General features: G+C 71.9%; 15 protein-coding genes. 1 reads left to right on the top strand and 14 read right to left on the bottom strand.

Features of this window, described 5'->3' with window-relative positions; all coding sequences use genetic code 11:
* Window positions 1-13: 13 nt before the first annotated feature.
* The 7 genes from QWU11_RS43350 to QWU11_RS43380 form a co-directional block, all read right to left on the bottom strand.
* The gene (locus tag QWU11_RS43350) at window positions 14-607 is read right to left on the bottom strand and encodes a MerR family transcriptional regulator (RefSeq protein WP_290120430.1); all 594 of its coding nucleotides are present in this window, start codon (window positions 605-607) and stop codon (window positions 14-16) included.
* 348 nt (window positions 608-955) lie between these two features.
* Window positions 956-1,426: a bifunctional nuclease family protein gene (locus QWU11_RS43355; RefSeq protein WP_285576096.1), complete on the bottom strand. Its 471-nt coding sequence runs from the start codon at window positions 1,424-1,426 to the stop codon at window positions 956-958.
* Between the two features lie 1,502 nt (window positions 1,427-2,928).
* Window positions 2,929-3,621: a MerR family transcriptional regulator gene (locus tag QWU11_RS43360; RefSeq protein ID WP_290120431.1), complete on the bottom strand. Its 693-nt coding sequence runs from the start codon at window positions 3,619-3,621 to the stop codon at window positions 2,929-2,931.
* A 103-nt stretch (window positions 3,622-3,724) separates the two neighbouring features.
* On the bottom strand, window positions 3,725-4,282 hold the full coding sequence (locus tag QWU11_RS43365) for an FHA domain-containing protein (protein ID WP_290120432.1): 558 nt from the start codon (window positions 4,280-4,282) through the stop codon (window positions 3,725-3,727).
* 337 nt (window positions 4,283-4,619) lie between these two features.
* Window positions 4,620-5,315 (bottom strand): DUF881 domain-containing protein, encoded by a 696-nt coding sequence (locus QWU11_RS43370; protein WP_290120433.1) that lies wholly within the window; start codon window positions 5,313-5,315, stop codon window positions 4,620-4,622.
* A complete protein-coding gene (locus tag QWU11_RS43375) occupies window positions 5,312-5,644 on the bottom strand; it encodes a small basic family protein (protein WP_290120434.1) in 333 nt (110 codons plus the stop codon). Before QWU11_RS43375 ends, QWU11_RS43370 begins: the two co-directional genes overlap by 4 nt.
* Window positions 5,641-6,495, bottom strand: a complete 855-nt coding sequence (locus QWU11_RS43380; protein WP_290120435.1) for a DUF881 domain-containing protein — start codon at window positions 6,493-6,495, stop codon at window positions 5,641-5,643. The genes QWU11_RS43375 and QWU11_RS43380 overlap by 4 nt, the downstream gene beginning before the upstream one ends.
* A 158-nt stretch (window positions 6,496-6,653) precedes the next feature.
* Here QWU11_RS43380 and QWU11_RS43385 point away from each other — a divergent pair, with 158 nt between their 5' ends.
* Window positions 6,654-7,058, top strand: a complete 405-nt coding sequence (locus tag QWU11_RS43385; RefSeq protein WP_290120436.1) for a hypothetical protein — start codon at window positions 6,654-6,656, stop codon at window positions 7,056-7,058.
* A 4-nt stretch (window positions 7,059-7,062) separates the two neighbouring features.
* On the opposite strand, the gene QWU11_RS43390 is transcribed toward QWU11_RS43385, so the two are convergent.
* The 7 genes from QWU11_RS43390 to QWU11_RS43420 all read right to left on the bottom strand — a co-directional run.
* Complete coding sequence (locus QWU11_RS43390) at window positions 7,063-8,064, bottom strand: alpha/beta hydrolase (protein ID WP_290120437.1); 1,002 nt, start codon at window positions 8,062-8,064, stop codon at window positions 7,063-7,065.
* Complete coding sequence (locus QWU11_RS43395; RefSeq protein WP_290120438.1) at window positions 8,061-10,559, bottom strand: mannose-1-phosphate guanyltransferase; 2,499 nt, start codon at window positions 10,557-10,559, stop codon at window positions 8,061-8,063. Before QWU11_RS43395 ends, QWU11_RS43390 begins: the two co-directional genes overlap by 4 nt.
* A gap of 31 nt (window positions 10,560-10,590) precedes the next feature.
* Window positions 10,591-11,184, bottom strand: a complete 594-nt coding sequence (locus QWU11_RS43400; protein WP_290120439.1) for a CDP-alcohol phosphatidyltransferase family protein — start codon at window positions 11,182-11,184, stop codon at window positions 10,591-10,593.
* Between the two features lie 225 nt (window positions 11,185-11,409).
* Complete coding sequence (locus QWU11_RS43405) at window positions 11,410-11,598, bottom strand: DUF397 domain-containing protein (RefSeq protein WP_354670949.1); 189 nt, start codon at window positions 11,596-11,598, stop codon at window positions 11,410-11,412.
* Between the two features lie 535 nt (window positions 11,599-12,133).
* Window positions 12,134-14,335, bottom strand: coding sequence for a glycoside hydrolase family 15 protein (locus tag QWU11_RS43410; protein WP_290120441.1), 2,202 nt, complete (start codon window positions 14,333-14,335; stop codon window positions 12,134-12,136).
* Between the two features lie 104 nt (window positions 14,336-14,439).
* Window positions 14,440-16,065 carry a beta-N-acetylhexosaminidase gene (locus QWU11_RS43415; RefSeq protein WP_290120442.1) on the bottom strand — a complete coding sequence of 542 codons (1,626 nt, stop codon included), beginning with the start codon at window positions 16,063-16,065 and terminating at the stop codon, window positions 14,440-14,442.
* A gap of 190 nt (window positions 16,066-16,255) precedes the next feature.
* A partial coding sequence (locus QWU11_RS43420; protein WP_290120443.1) for an aldo/keto reductase occupies window positions 16,256-16,796 on the bottom strand: 541 nt, incomplete at its 5' end.

Here is a 16,796-nt window from a genome sequence, read left to right on the forward strand (position 1 = left end):
GGTCGTTCGGGGGTCAGCCCGTACGCCGGGCGCGGCGGCGGTGGGCGAGCTCGTCACTGGGGCCGTCGTCGTCGCTGTGCGCCCGCTCAGCGGGCAGCTCCGCCAAGCTGCCCTCCACCTCCTGCCAGACCCTGCCCAGCGCGATGCCGAAGACCCCCTGGCCGCCCTGGAGAAGATCCACCACCTCGTCGGCCGACATGCACTCATAGACGCTCACGCCGTCGGACATCAGCGTGATCTGCGCCAGGTCCTCGACCCCCCGATCCCGCAGGTGCTCCACGGCCGTACGTATCTGCTGCAACGACACCCCCGTGTCGAGCAGCCGTTTCACGACCTTCAGCACCAGGATGTCGCGGAAGCTGTAGAGGCGCTGCGAGCCCGAACCGTGGGCGGAGCGCACGCTCGGCTGCACGAGCTCGGTACGTGCCCAGTAGTCGAGCTGGCGGTACGTGATGCCGGCGGCAGCGCATGCCGTGGGACCGCGGTACCCGACGTCGTCGGGCAGGGGTGACACCACGCCACCGAACAGGAGTCCCTGTTCACCGGCGCGCTGAGAGGCATCGCGCCTGTCGCGGGCCGCCTTGCCCTCGCCGCTGCTTGCCGCCACGCGGACCTCCGGCTCTATCATCCCGCAGTGATCCACCAAGGGGGTTTGACGGAATTACACCGCAGGTGTTCAAGCAGCACGGTAGGTCGCGGCCAGACCAGGGTCAACGTCCGCCCTCGGCGCGTCGCACGCGACTGCAAACCGTTACTACGTCTCCAAAACACCGCAGTCGCTGTCAATGAGGCATCTGCCCACGTACCACCGGCGCTTGGACACAAGCTATGCCCATGAGTGGGGAAAAGAAACTTTCCCGCCGGATTGCCGTCGGGGCATGAAAAGTCGGACGCCGGGCGTCCGCATGTGACCGTCGGCGGCGGACCGTGACGCGTGGGCTCTTCAGACCCGGGGTCAGGTGGCGCGGCCGAAGTCCTCGGGCGAGATGGTGTCGAGGAACTCGCGGAACTTTTCCACCTCGTCCTCCTGCTCGTCCGGGATGGCGACGCCGGCCTCTTCCAGCACGTCCTCGCTGGCGAAGATCGACGCACCGGTGCGCAGGGCCAGTGCGATCGAGTCGGACGGCCGGGCGCTCACCTCGACGCCGTTGGAGAAGACCAGATCGGCGAAGAAGATGCCCTCGCGCAGGGCGGTGATGTTCACCGTGCGAAGCTGGACCTCGAACGCGTCCAGCACGTCACGGAAGAGATCATGGGTGAGCGGCCTGGCGGGCAGCACACCCTGCTGGGCGAAGGCGATGGCGGTGGCCTCCACCGCTCCGATCCAGATGGGCAGATAGCGGTCCCCATCCGTCTCCTTCAGGAGCACGATGGGCTGGTTGGAGGGCATCTCGACCCGTACGCCGACGACCTCCATCTGCTTCACTGCGGCTCCCTGCTGAGACGGCTTTCCTGAAACCCTTTAGCCCAACGTACACCCCGGCACGGCCGCGACGGGGCCCTGTGGAAGGCCCAAACAGGATCCCGCGACGCGTACCGGAGGGGTACCTCAGCAGCCCAGAGCGACGTCGGGCACGGGGGTCGGTGCGATGATCTTCGCCCCGACCACACCGGTCCCGGGCGTGCCGACCGCCCCCGGCCGTGGCCGGACCGGGCCGCCCCGACGAACGCCGGACGCCGCCGCGAACACCGCGCGATGCCCGAACACCGCTCACCCGGCGAACGGGCTCCGGTACGCGGGCCCGAGCGCCGTGCGCGGGCCGCTCAGGGCGGGCCTGCCTGCGGACTCGGGGACAGCGAGGCAATCTCCTTGGCCGTCTCCTCGGCCCGCCCATGCACGCCCAGGCCGCGCCGACGCAGCGGCAGCGATGGACCGGCCGTATGAGCGACCCGCGCAGCTGCGCCCGGACCACGCCGACGCAATGATCTTCCTTGGGACCGCGCAGGTCCGCTGCGCGGACTACCTCTCGGCCGAGGGCCGGAGCAGACCGCCAGGGCGAATCACCGCCCACACGGCCGGTAGGCGCGCAGAGATCGAGCGCCACGCGCAGACCACTCGACACAAGCGGCGTACAGGCCGGCGACAGCGACGCGATTCCCCTGGCCGTCCGGGGCACCCGCGTATGCGCGCCCCAGCCGCGCCGACGCGACGATCTCCTTTCGACCGTGCGGCCATGGGCACGCGCCGGCGGCCGAGGTACCGGAGCAGGACACGGCGAACGGAGCCCAGGTGACGGTCCAGCGTCGTGCGCGGGCCATTCGGTGCGAGTGCGGGATGCGGCTTCAGCGGCGAGGACACGATCCCCTCCGCCGCGTCTGCGGCCCGCGCATCCGCGCTCGGGCCACGCCGACGCGAATCTCGACGCGACGGTCTTCCTTGCGACCGCACCGGATCCCGGGCACGCCGACCGCTCCAGGCCGGCGGACCGCCGGCGCGATCACCGCCCGCGCGGTGAGCAGGTGCCGCTCGAGGATCGAGCGCCACGCGAGCCGCGCAACACGCGCCTGGCGCGCAGGCTCAGCGGCAGCGACACGATCTCCTTCGCCGTCCCGGGGCACGGGCCGGGCACGTCTCCGCAGCCCACGCACGCGCGCCCAGGCTTGGCCGGCGCCGACCTCCACGCGACCATCTTGCCGACCACAGCGGGTCATGCGCGCGCCGACCGCCAGGGCGAACCACCGCACACCACCGCAAACAGGTGCAGGTCAGGAGTCCAACGCGGCGCGCGAGCCGCTTGACATCATGCAGTTTCAGAACGGCGACGCCATCTCCTTAACCGTCCCCGCAGCCCGCGCATGCATGCGGGCTCCGCCGATGCGGCGGTCTTCCCGACACAGCGGGTCACGCATGCGCCGACCGGCCACAGACAAGGGGTCCGCGCTGGCCACCAGAGCGAACCACCGCACACCGCCGCGAACAGGTGCAGGTCAGGGGTCCAGCGCTGCGCGCAGGCCGCTTGACACCAAGGCCGCGTGCAGCTTCAAAGACAGTGACGCTATCTCCTTGGCCGTCTCCGCGGCCCGCCCGTGCGCGCCCGGGCTGCGCTGGCGCAGCGTCGGGGCGACCGCGGCCTCGATCAGGCCGATCTCCCGGTCGGCGGCGGCCTTGACCGCCCGCAGGTGGCGGGCCTCGAAGCCGAACGCCCGGAGTTCGGCCGCCGCCCGGGCGACCGTCAGCGCGTCGCCGTCGTACTGGCCGCCCGTCCGGCTGACGAGGCCGAACTCCTCCAGCTCGGTCAGTACCTCCGGGTCGACGCCGGTGGTGTCGAGGAGTTGGCGGCGGGTGAGGCGCACGTCGCCGGCGTCCTCGTACACGCTGTCGGTGGCGACCAGACCGCGCGGCTCGCGGCGGCGCCGGGCCCGCGCTTCGAGCGGCGGCAGGGTCTCGCCCCGGCCGGCCGCGTCGAGGTGTTCCTTGATGACCCGCAGCGGCAGGTAGTGGTCGCGCTGCGCCGTCAGGATGAAGCGCAGCCGCTCGACGTCGCCCGGACCGAACCTCCGGTAGCCCGACGGGCTGCGCTCCGGTTCGATCAGCCCCTCCGACTCGAGGAAGCGGATCTTGGAGACGGTGACGTCGGGGAAGTCCGCCGACAGGAGCCCGAGCACCTCACCGATGCTCATGTGGGCACGGGCGGCCGAGGCGCTCATCCGCGCCCCCGCCGCTCGCCCACGGCGTCCCCGGAGGCGTGGCCGAGCCACGCCCCGGGGAATCGCTCGTACGCCCTCACAGCCCTCCTGGAGGCCGGCCGTCGGCGGCGTTGTGCTGAGCCGGGTTGGTGAGGAACACCAGCCGGAACTTGCCGATCTGGACCTCGTCGCCACCGGACAGGCCCGCCTCGTCGATGCGCTCGCGGTTGACATAGGTGCCGTTGAGGCTGCCCACGTCGCGTACGGAGAACTGCGCGCCGCGGCGGTAGAACTCGGCGTGCCTCCGCGACACCGTCACGTCGTCGAGGAAGATGTGGCTCTCGGGGTGGCGGCCGGCGGTGGTCGTATCGCTGTCGAGGAGGAACCGGCTCCCGGCGTTCGGCCCTCGCTTGACGACGAGCAACGCGGTGTTCGGCGGGAGGGCCTCGACACCGGCGTGATCAGCCGGTAGCTCGTCGCCCGGCTCGCCGTCGGCGGCATCCACCGCGCCCAGCGAGATGGTCGACGTCGAAGAATCGCCGGGATCGCCCATCACCGGCGGAACGCCCCGGGTCAGCGGCGTACCGCAATTCGAGCAGAAGCGGGCATCCTCCGGATTGGCGTGACCGCACTGCGTGCAGAAGACGCTCGGCATTTATCGGCTCGGCCTCCTACCTATGGCCTCGAGTGTGCCTATGGCACCGTACGGCGCGGAAGTCGAGGACTGACGGGCCTTAGCGGCGCCGTACGTCCGGCATGTCCCCAGCACGCGATCCCCCCTTCGAGCGCCGCCGGGCGATGACGCCCGTTTTCGTCCCTCACCCGCCACAACGACGGTTGCCGCAACTTACGCGGCAATGCCCGAGGGGGTCAACCGCGACAGGCGTCGTATGCCCTCAAGCTACCGGTGGCACTGATCCCCGGTCCATGCCGCCGCGCGGGGGAAGAACCGGATGAAACACGCGCTGCCCCAGAAGTTAATAAGGACACGCCTAAGGTGATCTTACCGCTTGAATAGTGATTTTCTGCCGCTGTGTGACCACCCCTTGGGCGCCGCTGGTGTGCAGCGTCCGGAGTACACCGCCGGGAATGTTCAACGCGGTCGCGAGCGTGTGCGGGTCGCCGATGGCGAGAAAACGATAAGGCCGGGTGAGCGCGTGCCCGTCGGCCATGACACCGCCGCCGGGCTCGTCGGTGAAATAGGTGCTGACCCCGACCCGTACGTCGTCCACCTGGACGACCTCGGCCCCCGCGTCGCGAAGCTCCTCCAGCGTGTCGAGGAGCGAGGCCGCGTGCACCTTCGCCTGCGGGTCGTTCACCGTCAGCTCGATGCCCGGGCCGGCCGCGGGCAGCGTGCCGGCCAGGATGCCGTACGTCTCCGCGCGCCGCCGGGCGTCCTCCATCGCCGCCTGCCCCTGCGTGTCGTGCTGCAGGCCGGCCCTGGTGTCGTCCAGGTCGCGGATGTCCGAGCGCAGCCGGTCCGAGCGCTGGGACAGGTCGCCGAGGATGCCGACGAGCTCGTCCTGGCGCGCGGTGGCGAACTTGGTGCCCTTGTCGTTGGAGTGCACCTGCGTCGCGACGGCGAAGCCCAGCAGCGCGCACAGCAGGGCCACGATGAGCTGCCCCCGGTTGACGCGCGGGCGCAGCAGGCCGGCGCGTTCCTTCTCCTCCTCCGCGGGTTCGCTCATGCCTGGAAGAGCTTCCGCCGGATCGCCGCGACGTTGGAGAAGATGCGGATGCCGAGCACGACGACGACCCCGGTGGACAGCTGCGAGCCGACGCCGAGCTGGTCGCCGAAGAACACGATGAGCGCGGCGATGATCGTGTTGCTGAGGAACGACACGACGAAGACCTTGTCGTCGAAGAGGCCGTCGAGCCGGGCCCGCAGGCCGCCGAACATCGCGTCGAGCGCGGCCACGATCGCGATCGGGAGGTACGGCTGCAGCCACAGCGGCACCCCGGGATGGAGCACGAAGCCGAGGACGACCCCGGCGACGAGGCCGATCAACGCGATCACTTGGGCGTCTCCGTCCGTGCGTAGCGGAGGTCGAGGGCGGGGGCCGCGGGTAGTCGCACGCTGCCATCCTGGCGGATGTCGTAGCGGATGCCGAACGTGGCCTTGAGGGTGCGGAAGGCGTGGCTCGCCGCCGAGTCGGCGAAGTCGTCTCCGAGGTCGTCGCCGCCGATCGCCGAGACGGTGTACGGGGGCGACAGCGGCCGGTAGTCCACGAGGATGGCGTCACCGGCCGACCGGATCGCGGTCGTCGAGGTCATCCGCTGACCGTTGATGGCGACCGCCGTGGCGCCGGCCGCCCAGAGCCCGTTGACGAGCCGCTGCAGGTCCTGGTCGTAGATCCGGCCGTCCTGCTGGGCCTCCCGGCCGCGCGCCGTACGGGAGTCGTCCACGGTGACGACCGTCCCGGAGCCGCTGACCGGCGTGGCCGCGGCCACGTCGGCGGCCCGGTCGAGCTCCTGCCGGGCGTCCTGCCCGGCGTCGCTGCGGGCCAGGGCGGACCTCCGGAGCGCCTCGGTCTGCCCGCGCAGCGCGTCGGCCTGCCGCTGCAGCGTGTCGGTCTCCTGGGTGCGCTGGTGGATCTGGGCGATGAGGGCGTTGCGCTGCCGTTCGGCGACCGGCGCGCCCCGGCGTACCTGGACGACCGCGATCGCGCCCAGCAACCCGAGGAGCACCGTCGCGGCGAGCAGCCGGGAGACACGCCCCGAACGGCTGCTCCGCTCGCCCGAGGCGGCGCGCCGGGCCGCGGCGGCCTCATAGTCGGGGTCGAGCCCGGAGCCGGACAGCAGGTCGGCGAGCAGCGACATGGAGGCGTCCGGCCGGTCCCAGCGCCGCGGTGCTCCCTGTTCGCTCATCCGCCCCATTGTGGCAAGCCCGCGGCACCGCGCCGAACCACGCGCCCGCGGCCGGCGCCATGAGGCCGGTTCACAGCGAACTTCCAGCCTGCCTGCACGCGCCGTCAAGGAGGAGGCGATGGACTGGCCGTCACACGCTCGACGATGGGGGTCTTCCGATGGAACAGACCGGGCCGGCGCCGCTGATGCGGCTGCCGATGAGCGGCTGGACCGTCCGGGTCGGCCGGGGCGCCGCCGACCGGGCGGCGCTGGAGGTGTACGAGGACGGCCGCATGGCCGACGTCTGCGTCGCCAACCCCGTCTCGGTCTCGGTCTTGCGCGGCGCGCGGCGGAACGCCCGCGGCGGCGCGCCGTGGGCGCTGGCCTGGGGCCAGCTGCCCACCGGAGTCACCGCGGTCACGGTGCGGTTCACCGGCCGTAACGCGACGCCCCGCCCCATCCCGGCGGTCCTGATCGAGAACACCTACTGGGTGGCCGAGACGCCCGGCGACTTCACCGGCGTGACCGTGCACGCGGGCCCGGCCGTCGTCTCCGGGCGGCTGCGCCGCTCCGGTGGCGCCTGACGCGCTACCTCCGCGCCGCCAGCGTCTCGACCAGGCGCGCGACCACGTCCGGCGAAGAGATCATCGTCAGGTGGCGCGCGCCCGGGATCAGCGTGGGCGGCGGAGCGCCGATGCGCCGGGCGGTGTCCGCGGCCGAGGACGGGCTGAAGACGTGGTCCTCGGCGCCGTACACGACGGCCTTGGGCAGCGCGACCTCGCGCAGGTGGGCCAGCCGCGCCTCGCTCAGGCCCGGCACGCCGTACCGCAGCGAACCCCAGACCCCCGTCTCGGCCCCCGCGACCTGGTACGGCCGGCGCCACACCTCCACGCCCGCGGCGTCGAGGCGCGGGCACGCCGGGCCGCACTGGGAGGAGTAGATCGTCCGGATCAGCCAGTCGGACCGCAGGACGAGGCGCAGCAGCGTGGTCCGGTACGGCGGGACGACCACGTAACGCACCGCCGGGCCGGGGCCCGCGCCGCTCTTCAGCGCGTCGCCGTCCAGGAACATCACGCCGCCGGCCCGCCCGGGAGCGCGCAGCACCGCCTCGGCCGCGGTCGCGGCGCCCGCCGAGTGGGCCACGAGCACCGGCCGGTCGAGCCGCATCGCGTCCAGGAAGGCCAGGAGCTGCCGCACCTGGTGGTCCAGCGTGTACGGCGCGCGCCGCGAGGTGTAGCCGGCGCCGTTCAGGTCGAGGGCGTAGACGCGGTGGTCGCGGGCGAGCAGCCCGGCCAGGCGCTCCCACGTGTCGGCGGACTCCGCGGCCCCGTGCACGAGCACGATCGGCGAGCCGGCGCTCCCCCACACGCGGTAGCGCGTCATCAGGTCGCCGGTCCGTACGTACGTCAGCCCGGCCGGCGGGCGGGCGCGCGCCGCGGTCGCCGCGTTGTAGACGAATGAGAAGACCGTGCCGGCCACGGCCAGGGCGAGGACGGTCACGCCGGCGCGCCGCAGCCACTTTCGCATGCGGGGAAACCGCCGCCGCGGGACCGCCTCGTCCTCGCCGGCCGGCGTGTCGGTACCGATCAAGTACCGGCGCTCTCGACGACGCGGGCCCAGTCCTGCAGGAGGTCCTGCGCGGAGTCGCGGTCGGCGCCCTCGGCCCACAGGTGGGTGACGGCCTCGGCCGGGTCGGGCAGCACGAGGATCCAGCTTGCGTCGTCCTCGATGACGCGTACGCCGTCGGTCGTGTCGACGACGCGGTCGCCGGCGGCCTCCACGACGTGGCGCATGACGCTGCCCTTGGCCGCCCACGGCGTGGGCACGGACCGCTTGAGCAGGTGCGCCTCGGGGATCCGGTGGTCGATCTGGGACAGCGTCAGGCGCGTACGGGCGACCAGGCCGAGCATGCGGATGAAGGCGGCGATGCCGTCCACGGTCGGGCTGAACTCCGGGATGATGAAGCCGCCCCGGCCGTCGCCGGCGAAGATGCTGTCCTCGGCGGTGGCCGCCTTGGTGAGCACGTCTTGTGAGGTGGAGGTCCATTCGACCTGCACGCCGTGGAACCTGCAGACCTGCTCGGCCACGCGCGTCGTGGTGACCGGGAGCGCCACGCGCCCGCCCCGGCGCTCGGAGGCGACCAGGTCGAGCACGACGAGCAGGCCGCGGTCGTCGCTGATCAGCTCGCCGTTCTCGTTGACGAGGCTGATGCGCTCGCCGACCGGGTCGAACCGCACGCCGAACGCCGCCCGTGAGGACGACACGAGCTCGCCGAGGCGCTGCAGGTCGCGCATGCGCTCGGCGAGCGTCTCGGTGGGCGACACCTCGTCGAGCCGGTTGTTGACCGTCAGCACCTCGACGCCGAGCCGGCCGAGCAGCTGCGGGAGCACCAGAGACGCCGTGCCGCCCGCGCAGTCGATGACGATCTTCAGACCCGCCTCCCGTACGCCGCGCATGTTGACGCAGCTCTGGAGGTCGCGCACGTACGTCTCCACGACCCGGGAGGGGTAGGACAGCTCGGCGATCTCGCCGGGGAAGGCCCGGCGGTACTCCTGGCGGCCGAAGACCCGCTCCAGCTTGCGCTGGGCGCTCTGGGACAGGTCGGCGCCCTGGTCGTCGAGGAACACGATGTCGACGCCCTGGGAGTCGCCCGGGGTCGTACGGATCACGATGCCGCCGACGGAGTCCTCGCGCGCGGTCTCATAGCGCGCGACCGGGACCGGGCACGCCTCCAGGTCCTGCACGTTGATGGCGCTCGCGGTGAGCGCGCTCTGCACGGCGCGGTTGAGGGTGCGGGCGGCGCGGGAGGCGTCGCGGGAGGCGGTGACGCTGGCGCCCTTCTTGAGCGTCGTGGCGTACGCGCTCGCGAGGCGTACGGCGAGCTCAGGCGTGATCTCTACGTTGATGAGGCCGGACACGCCGCGCGGGCCGAAGAGCGTGCGCTGGCCGCGGGACTCCCAGATGACGCTCGTGTTGACGACCGCGCCGGCCTCGATCGTCTTGAAGGGGTAGACCTTGACGTCGCTGGAGACGTACGCCTCGGACTCGATGACGCACTCGTCGCCGATGACCGCGCCCTCCTCGATGCGGGCGCCGGCCATCACGTCGGTGTTCTTGCCGACGACGCAGCCGCGGAGGTTCGTGGAGGGCCCGATGAAGACGTTGTCGTGCACGACGGCGCGGTGCAGGAACGCGCCCTCCTTGACGACGACGTTGCTGCCGAGCACGGTGTACTCCCGCAGCTCGGCGCCGGCCTCGACCTTGGCGTAGTCGCCGATGTAGAGCGGGCCCTTCAGCACCGCCTCGGAGTCGACCTCCGCGCCCTCGGCGACCCAGACGCCCGGGGAGACCTCGAAGCCGTCGGGCTCGATGTCCACCTTGCCGGACAGCATGTCGGCCTGGGCCTTGAGGTAGCTCTCGTGGGTGCCGACGTCCTCCCAGTAGCCGTCGGCGACGTAGCCGTACAGCGGCGCGCCCTCGGCGAGGAGCTTGGGGAACACGTCGCCGGACCAGTCGACCGACTCGCCCGCCGCGACGTGGTCGAGGACCTCGGGCTCCATGACGTAGATGCCGGTGTTGGCCGTGTCGGAGAACACCTGGCCCCAGGTCGGCTTCTCCAGGAACCGCTGCACGCGGCCGTCGTCATCGATGATGATGATGCCGAACTCCAGCGGGTTGGGCACCCGCTTGAGGCCGATGGTGACCAGCGCGCCGTTCTCCTTGTGGAAGCGCACGAGGTCGGTCAGGTCGATGTCGGTGAGGGCGTCGCCGGAGATGACAAGGAAGCGTTCGTCGCGGAGGGCGTCCTGGGCGTTCTTGACGCTGCCGGCGGTGCCGAGCGGCATCTCCTCGGTGGCGTAGCTCAGCGCCATGCCGATCTCTTCGCCGTCGCCGAAGTAGTTGCGCACGAGCGCGGCGAGGAACTGGACGGTGACGACGGTCTCGGTGAAGCCGTGCCGCTTGAGCAGGCGCAGCACGTGTTCCATGATCGGTTTGTTGACCACCGGGAGCAGCGGCTTGGGCTGGTTGGCCGTCATCGGCCGCAGCCGCGTCCCCTCGCCACCCGCCATCACAACGGCCTTCACTGGAGCCACTCCTTCGCGATGGGTGCGCCGATCATGGTCTGGGTTCGGCTCCCTTCAGTTCACCGGTGCTGTCTCCGGCCCGTACGAGCTGCCGGACCTGGACGGTGTAGAGGACGGCCGCCCACCAGTACAGGCCGGTTCCCCAGAGAGTGAACGCCCAGCCGATGACCTTCGCGACCGTGGCCCAGGAACCGTCGTGCGCGCCCAGGAGGAGGAGCGGGAAGGCGTACAGCAGGCAGAGGGTGGCGGCCTTTCCGATGAAGTGCACCGGCGGGGGGCCGTAGCCGTGTCTCTTCAGCAGGAACAGCGGCAGTCCCATGTACACCTCGCGGGCGACGAGCACCACGGCCAGCCAGAGCGGGACGATGTCCCGTACGACCAGGCCGATCAGGGTCGCGAAGATGTAGAGACGGTCCGCCGCGGGATCCAGGAGCGTGCCGATCCGGCTGGTCTGGTCGAGCATCCGGGCGAGCTTGCCGTCCAGCCAGTCCGACAGCGCGGCGAAGACGAGGATGCCCAGCGCCCACCAGTCCTGCTTGATCAGCACAAGCCACAGAAAGACGGGCGTGCCCAGTAGACGGGCGAAGCTCAATGCGTTCGGCCACGTCCACAGTCGGTCGTTCAACGGCCACCTCCCGCTCCCCAGCGCTGGTCATGACCTTACCTGTCGGTACTGGCGTGCCGAATAAGTGGTGCGGAACGTGGCCGGAATACGGCATTGACGGCGCACGCTGCCCGGACGCGGGCGGGGCGCCGACGGTCGCGGCGGGGTGACGCGCTTTCGCCCGTACGAGCCGTCCGGCTTCGGCCAGCCAGGCGGGCGCCGCTGGCCGAGACGGCCGGCGGCGTGCTAAAGGTCCGGCCGACGTGCGCATTCCGCATTACGGCCGTCCGTGTCGCGCGGATGGCGGGTCCCGGCCGGGACGAGTGCCAGCTCCACACAGTTGCCACTCGGGTTGCTCCGGCTGCTCTTACGCCACGCCACCCCCGAGGGGCCGGGCGGTGCGTCATGTCCCATGTCACCGATCCGACGACGCATCGGTCCCCCTAAGAACGACGCCCTCACGGATGCGGCGTCACAGGATCGGCGGATCGTGTGGCGTTCTGTGATCGATGCGGAGGCTCACGGGCCAGCGCGCCCGCCGGTGATTGCGGACATCATAGATCGTGCACATGCTATGCGCACGTGCATAATGACAGTGCACATTTAGGACATGCTGCCATTACGCGGTGTATGCGGCCGAATTACACAATAACGTCAGCAGGCTGTCGAAATCAGCCGAACGGCGAGTGAGAGGGCGCCGGACGCCCGGCGGCCGTGACCGTCGTCGGCGTCCGGCGCCCCTATCGCCGGCTCCGGATGCGCGTGGAGCCGGTCAAGTGACGGGGCCGGACCTTCTGGGGCGGATCGACGACCTCGTCATCCTTTTCTCCCGGCCGCCGGGGCCACACGGGCAGGGCGGTGCGATGAGTCGTGCACCTTCGCGGGATCGGAACACCCGCGGGCCTCGCGGCACACTACGACGGTAACCCCGCAGGTCAGCCCGGCGGAAGGGGGGTGCGCTCCCCGGCGGTCAGGAGATCCCGTAGCGCGCGGCGACGACCGAGGGCCGGTCGACCGGGCGCCCCGCGTCGATCGACTGGGCGAGCCGGACGTACTCCGCCTCGGCCCAGGCGAGTGGCGCCGCCGAGCCCGTCGCGCCGCCGAACGTGAAGCCGTACTGGCTCGCGCGGTCCCACACCTGCTCGGGGAGGAGACGGCCGGCGTTCGCGCTGTCGGCCATCGCCTTCAGCTGCGCGGTCGCCGGCCGGCCCGCGGCCAGTTCGTACTCCCCGCGCTCGCCCGACAGCAGCGGCCACGCGCGGCCGGTCGGGTGGCCGTGGCCGGCGGGCCAGCCGGTGCCGTCGTCCTGGCTCTCGCCGTAGGAGTCGTGGTCGTAGCGGTGCCAGTACACGTCGCCGTTCGGCGCGGTGACCGAGTCGACCGCGTCGAGCTCGGCCAGCGAGGCCGTCACGGGGGCGTACGAGGCGGGACGGACGCCGAGGCGGACCAGGTCGAGGAAGCCGCCGTCGACGATGTCGCGCTCCCACCACGTCCCGTCGGAGAACGTACGGGCGTAGGTGTCGTCCGGGTTCGTGTCGTGCTCGATGCGCTCGTAGTAGGAGTGGTCGCCGAAGGACCCCGTCGTGGTGAACGTCCGCCCGTCGAGGGCGTTCCGCCACGCGTCGGCGGTGCTCTCGTACGTCGCGGCGCTCGCCGTGTCGCCGTTGCGGCGGGCGATGTCGCCCGCGCAGACCAGGCCCGCGATCTCGGCCGCGACGGTGGACGACGACAGGCCGCCCTGCTCCTCCCAGCGCTCCCCCGGCGTGGCCGGGCCGAAGCTCACGATGTGGTCGGCGGTCAGCTTGATCTTGTTCCAGGTGGCGGCGTCCGTGAGCCCGGTCTGCCACGCCAGGACGATCGGGAAGGCGTCCTCGTCGAGCTGCTCGCAGCACCCGAGCTGCTGCGGGGTCGCGCCGCTCACGCCGCCGACCGGCGAGTAGCGGGGAAAGGACCCGGGTCCGTACGTGACGCCGTCGCCGGGCGTCCACGCGGTGATCTGCTGGCGGTCCCAGAGCCACTGGGCCATGCGCCTGGACTGCGCGGCGTCGCCGGCCGCGAGCAGGGCGGTGCCCTGCTGGTAGAGGTCGCGCGCCCAGACGCGGTGGTAGCCGTCGTTCAGCGTGCCACCGTCGACGTAGTCGCCCCAGGGCGTGGCCAGGCCGGCGACGTTCGCGCCGGGAAAGGTCTTGTCCTCCAGGCCGTGCAGCGTCATGAGGCCCACGAGGTACGTGCGGCGGCGCGCCGTGTCGCCGGACACGCTCACCGGCACCGTCCTGCCGGTGAGGTAGCCGTGCCAGCCCGAGGCGTAGGAGGTCTCGGCCGCGGCGAAGCCCGCCGAGAGCGAGGCGGTGGCCGCCGAGGCCGCCGCCGTACGGTCGGCGCCGAAGCCCAGCGCGAGCGTGAACGTCGTGTCCGCGCCGACCGGGACCTCGCCGGTCTGGACGATGTTGCCGGCGGCGCTCGCGGTGTCGTACTGGCCGGTGAGGTGCCTGTTCGCCCGCAGGTCGGTCAGGCCGTCGCTCGCGGTGCCGCTGTAGCCGCTGTCGTGCGTGCTGAAGCCGGTCGAGGACCTCAGCGCCGAGGCCACGGTCGACCCGAACACCGGCTGTCCGTCGGAGGCCACCAGCGCGGACCCGTCCCAGCCGCCGGTGTCGTTGCCGCCGCTGCCCGCCAGGGACGGGTTGAACAGCGCGTAGAGCCGGTACGTGCCGCCGTCCAGCGACTCGAAGCGCGTCCTGACCAGGAGGGTGGAGCGGGCCGGGTCGGTCACGTAGGTCTCGGTCAGGCGGTAGCGGCCGCTCGCCGCGGTGTTGGTCACGGTGTACTCCGGCGACCTCTCGTCCGGCATCGAGACCGTGTGCGTGGTCGCGTCGCGCTCGAGGTCGGCGAAGGTCGAGCCGTCCGTCACGACGTACTGCAGGTCCTGTACGTCGGGCACGTCGGTGCGCGGGTAGAAGACCTCGGAGGTGACGCCCTTGGCGACCGTGAACCAGACCTTGGACGCCGCGGCCGTGGCGGTGCCCAGCGCGGTCTTGTCGCCGGTCGTCCAGGACGAGCCGCCGCCCGGCGCCCCGGGCGCCTCACCGGCCGCGTACGCGGGCGGACCCGACACCGCGGCCGCGCCCAGCAGCAGCGCCGCGCCGAGGCGGCCGAGCCGCGCGCACCAGCCCATGGCAAACGCTCCTCACCGCTCCCCGGTCCCGCCTGAAACTAGACGGGATCGGAGAGCGCGACAAGACCGCGAGGTGGCCGTGTGAGGCCGCCGCGCCGCGCGTGTCAGGAGGTCGGCCAGGGCACCTGCGGCGAGCGGTAGTAGTGCACCGGCATGACCGACCAGCGCGGCCCCTGCGCGGCGAGGCGGACGCGGAAGTCGCTCCAGGTGCGCTGGGACTGCGGCGTCCAGCCGATCTCGGCGATGGAGGGCAGCCGCGGGAAGGCCATGTAGTCGATGTCGTCGTTCGTGACGAGCGTCTCGGACCACAGCGGCGCCTCGACGCCGAGGACGTCCTTCTCGGCGACGCCGTCGACCAGCGCGGCCGGGTCCCACTCGTAGGAGTCCCTGACCTCGATGAGGCCGGCCCAGTCCTGGCCGAGCGGGGTGCTCTCGTCGTACTTCATGTCGAGGTAGGCGCGGTTGGCCGGGGACATGACGACCTTGGCGCCCTGGGCGACGGCATCACGCGCGGTCTGGGTGCCGTCCTCCGAGCCCGTGGCGGTGTTCCAGTACTGGGCGACCGAGCCGGGCGCGATCTTCCCCGCGCCGATCTCGTTCCAGCCGACCATCTTCTTGCCGTGCTTGGCGACGATCGGGCCGAGCTTGCCGATGAAGGTCGCGTAGTCGGCCGGGGTCGTGCTGTGCGCCTCGTCGCCGCCGATGTGGAGGTACGGGCCGGGGGTCATCTCGGCCAGCTGGCCGAGCACGTCGTTCAGCAGCTCGTACGTCACGGGCTTGGCGATGCACCACGAGCTGAACCCGACCTCGGTGCCGGTGTAGAGCGGCGGGGCCTTGTCGTCGCAGTTCAGCTTCGCGTACGAGGCGAGCGCGGCGTTGGTGTGGCTCGGGCCGTCGATCTCCGGGACGACGTTCATGTAGCGGTCGGCGGCGTACCGGACGATCGCCTTGTAGTCGGCCTGGGTGTAGTAGCCGCCCTTGCCGCCGCCGACGGCGGTGCTGCCGCCGTAGGCGGCCAGGCGCGGCCAGCCGTTGATCGCGATGCGCCAGCCCTGGTCGTCGCTCAGGTGCAGGTGCAGCGTGTTGATCTTGTACAGGGCGGCCAGATCGATGTAGCGCTCGACCTGCTTGACCGTGAAGAAGTGCCGGGAGACGTCGAGCATCGTGCCGCGCCAGGCGAAGCGCGGGGAGTCCTGGACGGCCACGCCCGGCATCGTCCACGGGCCCGGCCTGACGGTCGGCGACTCGACGGCGGGCGGCAGGAGCTGGCGCAGCGTCTGCACGCCGCGGAACAGGCCCGCGGCCGAACCCGCCTCGAGGCGTACGGAGGCCCTGGTCACGTCGAGGCGGTAGCCCTCGCCCTTCTCCCGGCCCGACAGGCCGAGCGAGATGACGTCGCGCGAGCCGCCGCTCGCCGTGAGCGGGAGCGGGTAGCCGGTGGAGCGGCGCAGGATCCCGGCGAGGTAGCTGCCGGCGGTGCCCGAGCCGGGCCGCGCGACGATCCGCGTGTGGCGGGTCAGGGTGAAGGACACGCCCGGCAGGGTGCGCAGCGAGGCCGGGGCGGGCACGAGGCGCGGCGGCGCCACCGGGCGGGGCGTGTGGAGCGGCCCGGCGCTCGCCGGTACGCCGGGGACGGCGACCAGCGCCGCGGCGACGGCCGCGGCGGCCAGGACGCGGCGTCCGGGGTGGGCACGGCCGGTGCCGGGATCGGTCCGAGGTGAGCCTGCCACGCGTACCTCCGCGGTGAGGACGGACGGCCCGGCGGCGGGCCGCGCGGCCGGCGCGCCATCGGGCGACTCGTCCCGCCCGGCGGCGTCCCGGCCAGCTTTAGTAAGGAAGCTTTCCTTTTGGACGGGGACGATAGGGAAACTCTCTCACGCCGTCAAGGGAATCCTGTCTCACCGGTCAGGGGCGGCGTGGTCAGGTGTGGCCGCGGACCGGATGTGGCCGGTACGGCGCCTCCAGCCGTTCGGTCTCCGCCGCGCCGAGGACCAGGTCCACGGCTGCGAGCGCGTCGTCCAGGTGACGCGTCCTGGTCGCCCCGCAGGCGGGCGCGGTCACCCCCGGCCGGCCGAGCAGCCAGGCGAGCGCGACCCGGGCCGGCGGGACGCCCAGCTCCTTCGCGACCGCGCGTACGGCGTCGACGACGGCGAAGTCGTCCTCGTCGTAGAGCTCCTCGCCGTAGGTGTCGCCGGCGGAGCGTACGGTCCGCCGCTCGCCGCCGCGCTCCCAGGTGCCGGCCAGCAGCCCGCGGGCGAGCGGGCTCCACGGGACGACGCCCACGCACTGGTCGCGGCAGAACGGGATCATCTCCCGCTCCTCCTCGCGGTAGACGAGGTTGTAGAACTTAACCTCCGGCAAGAAGTAATCGGAGGTGGCCATGTCCCCATCCAGTTCGCTCGTCCCCGTGGTCTCATACGGTCGAATCTCGGCCGACCAGCGGAAAGACGCCCACGGCGTG

The organism is Actinomadura sp. DC4, from assembly GCF_030406325.1.
Classification (GTDB): domain Bacteria; phylum Actinomycetota; class Actinomycetes; order Streptosporangiales; family Streptosporangiaceae; genus Actinoallomurus.

What these genes read in the sequence shown, in the direction of transcription:
- QWU11_RS43360 (WP_290120431.1), bottom strand. Translation starts at nt 3,621, where the DNA reads ATGAGCATCGGTGAGGTGCTCGGGCTCCTGTCGGCGGACTTCCCCGAC.
- QWU11_RS43365 (WP_290120432.1), bottom strand. Translation starts at nt 4,282, where the DNA reads ATGCCGAGCGTCTTCTGCACGCAGTGCGGTCACGCCAATCCGGAGGAT.
- QWU11_RS43370 (WP_290120433.1), bottom strand. Translation starts at nt 5,315, where the DNA reads ATGAGCGAACCCGCGGAGGAGGAGAAGGAACGCGCCGGCCTGCTGCGC.
- QWU11_RS43380 (WP_290120435.1), bottom strand. Translation starts at nt 6,495, where the DNA reads ATGAGCGAACAGGGAGCACCGCGGCGCTGGGACCGGCCGGACGCCTCC.
- QWU11_RS43385 (WP_290120436.1), top strand. Translation starts at nt 6,654, where the DNA reads ATGGAACAGACCGGGCCGGCGCCGCTGATGCGGCTGCCGATGAGCGGC.
- QWU11_RS43405 (WP_354670949.1), bottom strand. Translation starts at nt 11,598, where the DNA reads ATGCGTCGTCGGATCGGTGACATGGGACATGACGCACCGCCCGGCCCC.
- QWU11_RS43410 (WP_290120441.1), bottom strand. Translation starts at nt 14,335, where the DNA reads ATGGGCTGGTGCGCGCGGCTCGGCCGCCTCGGCGCGGCGCTGCTGCTG.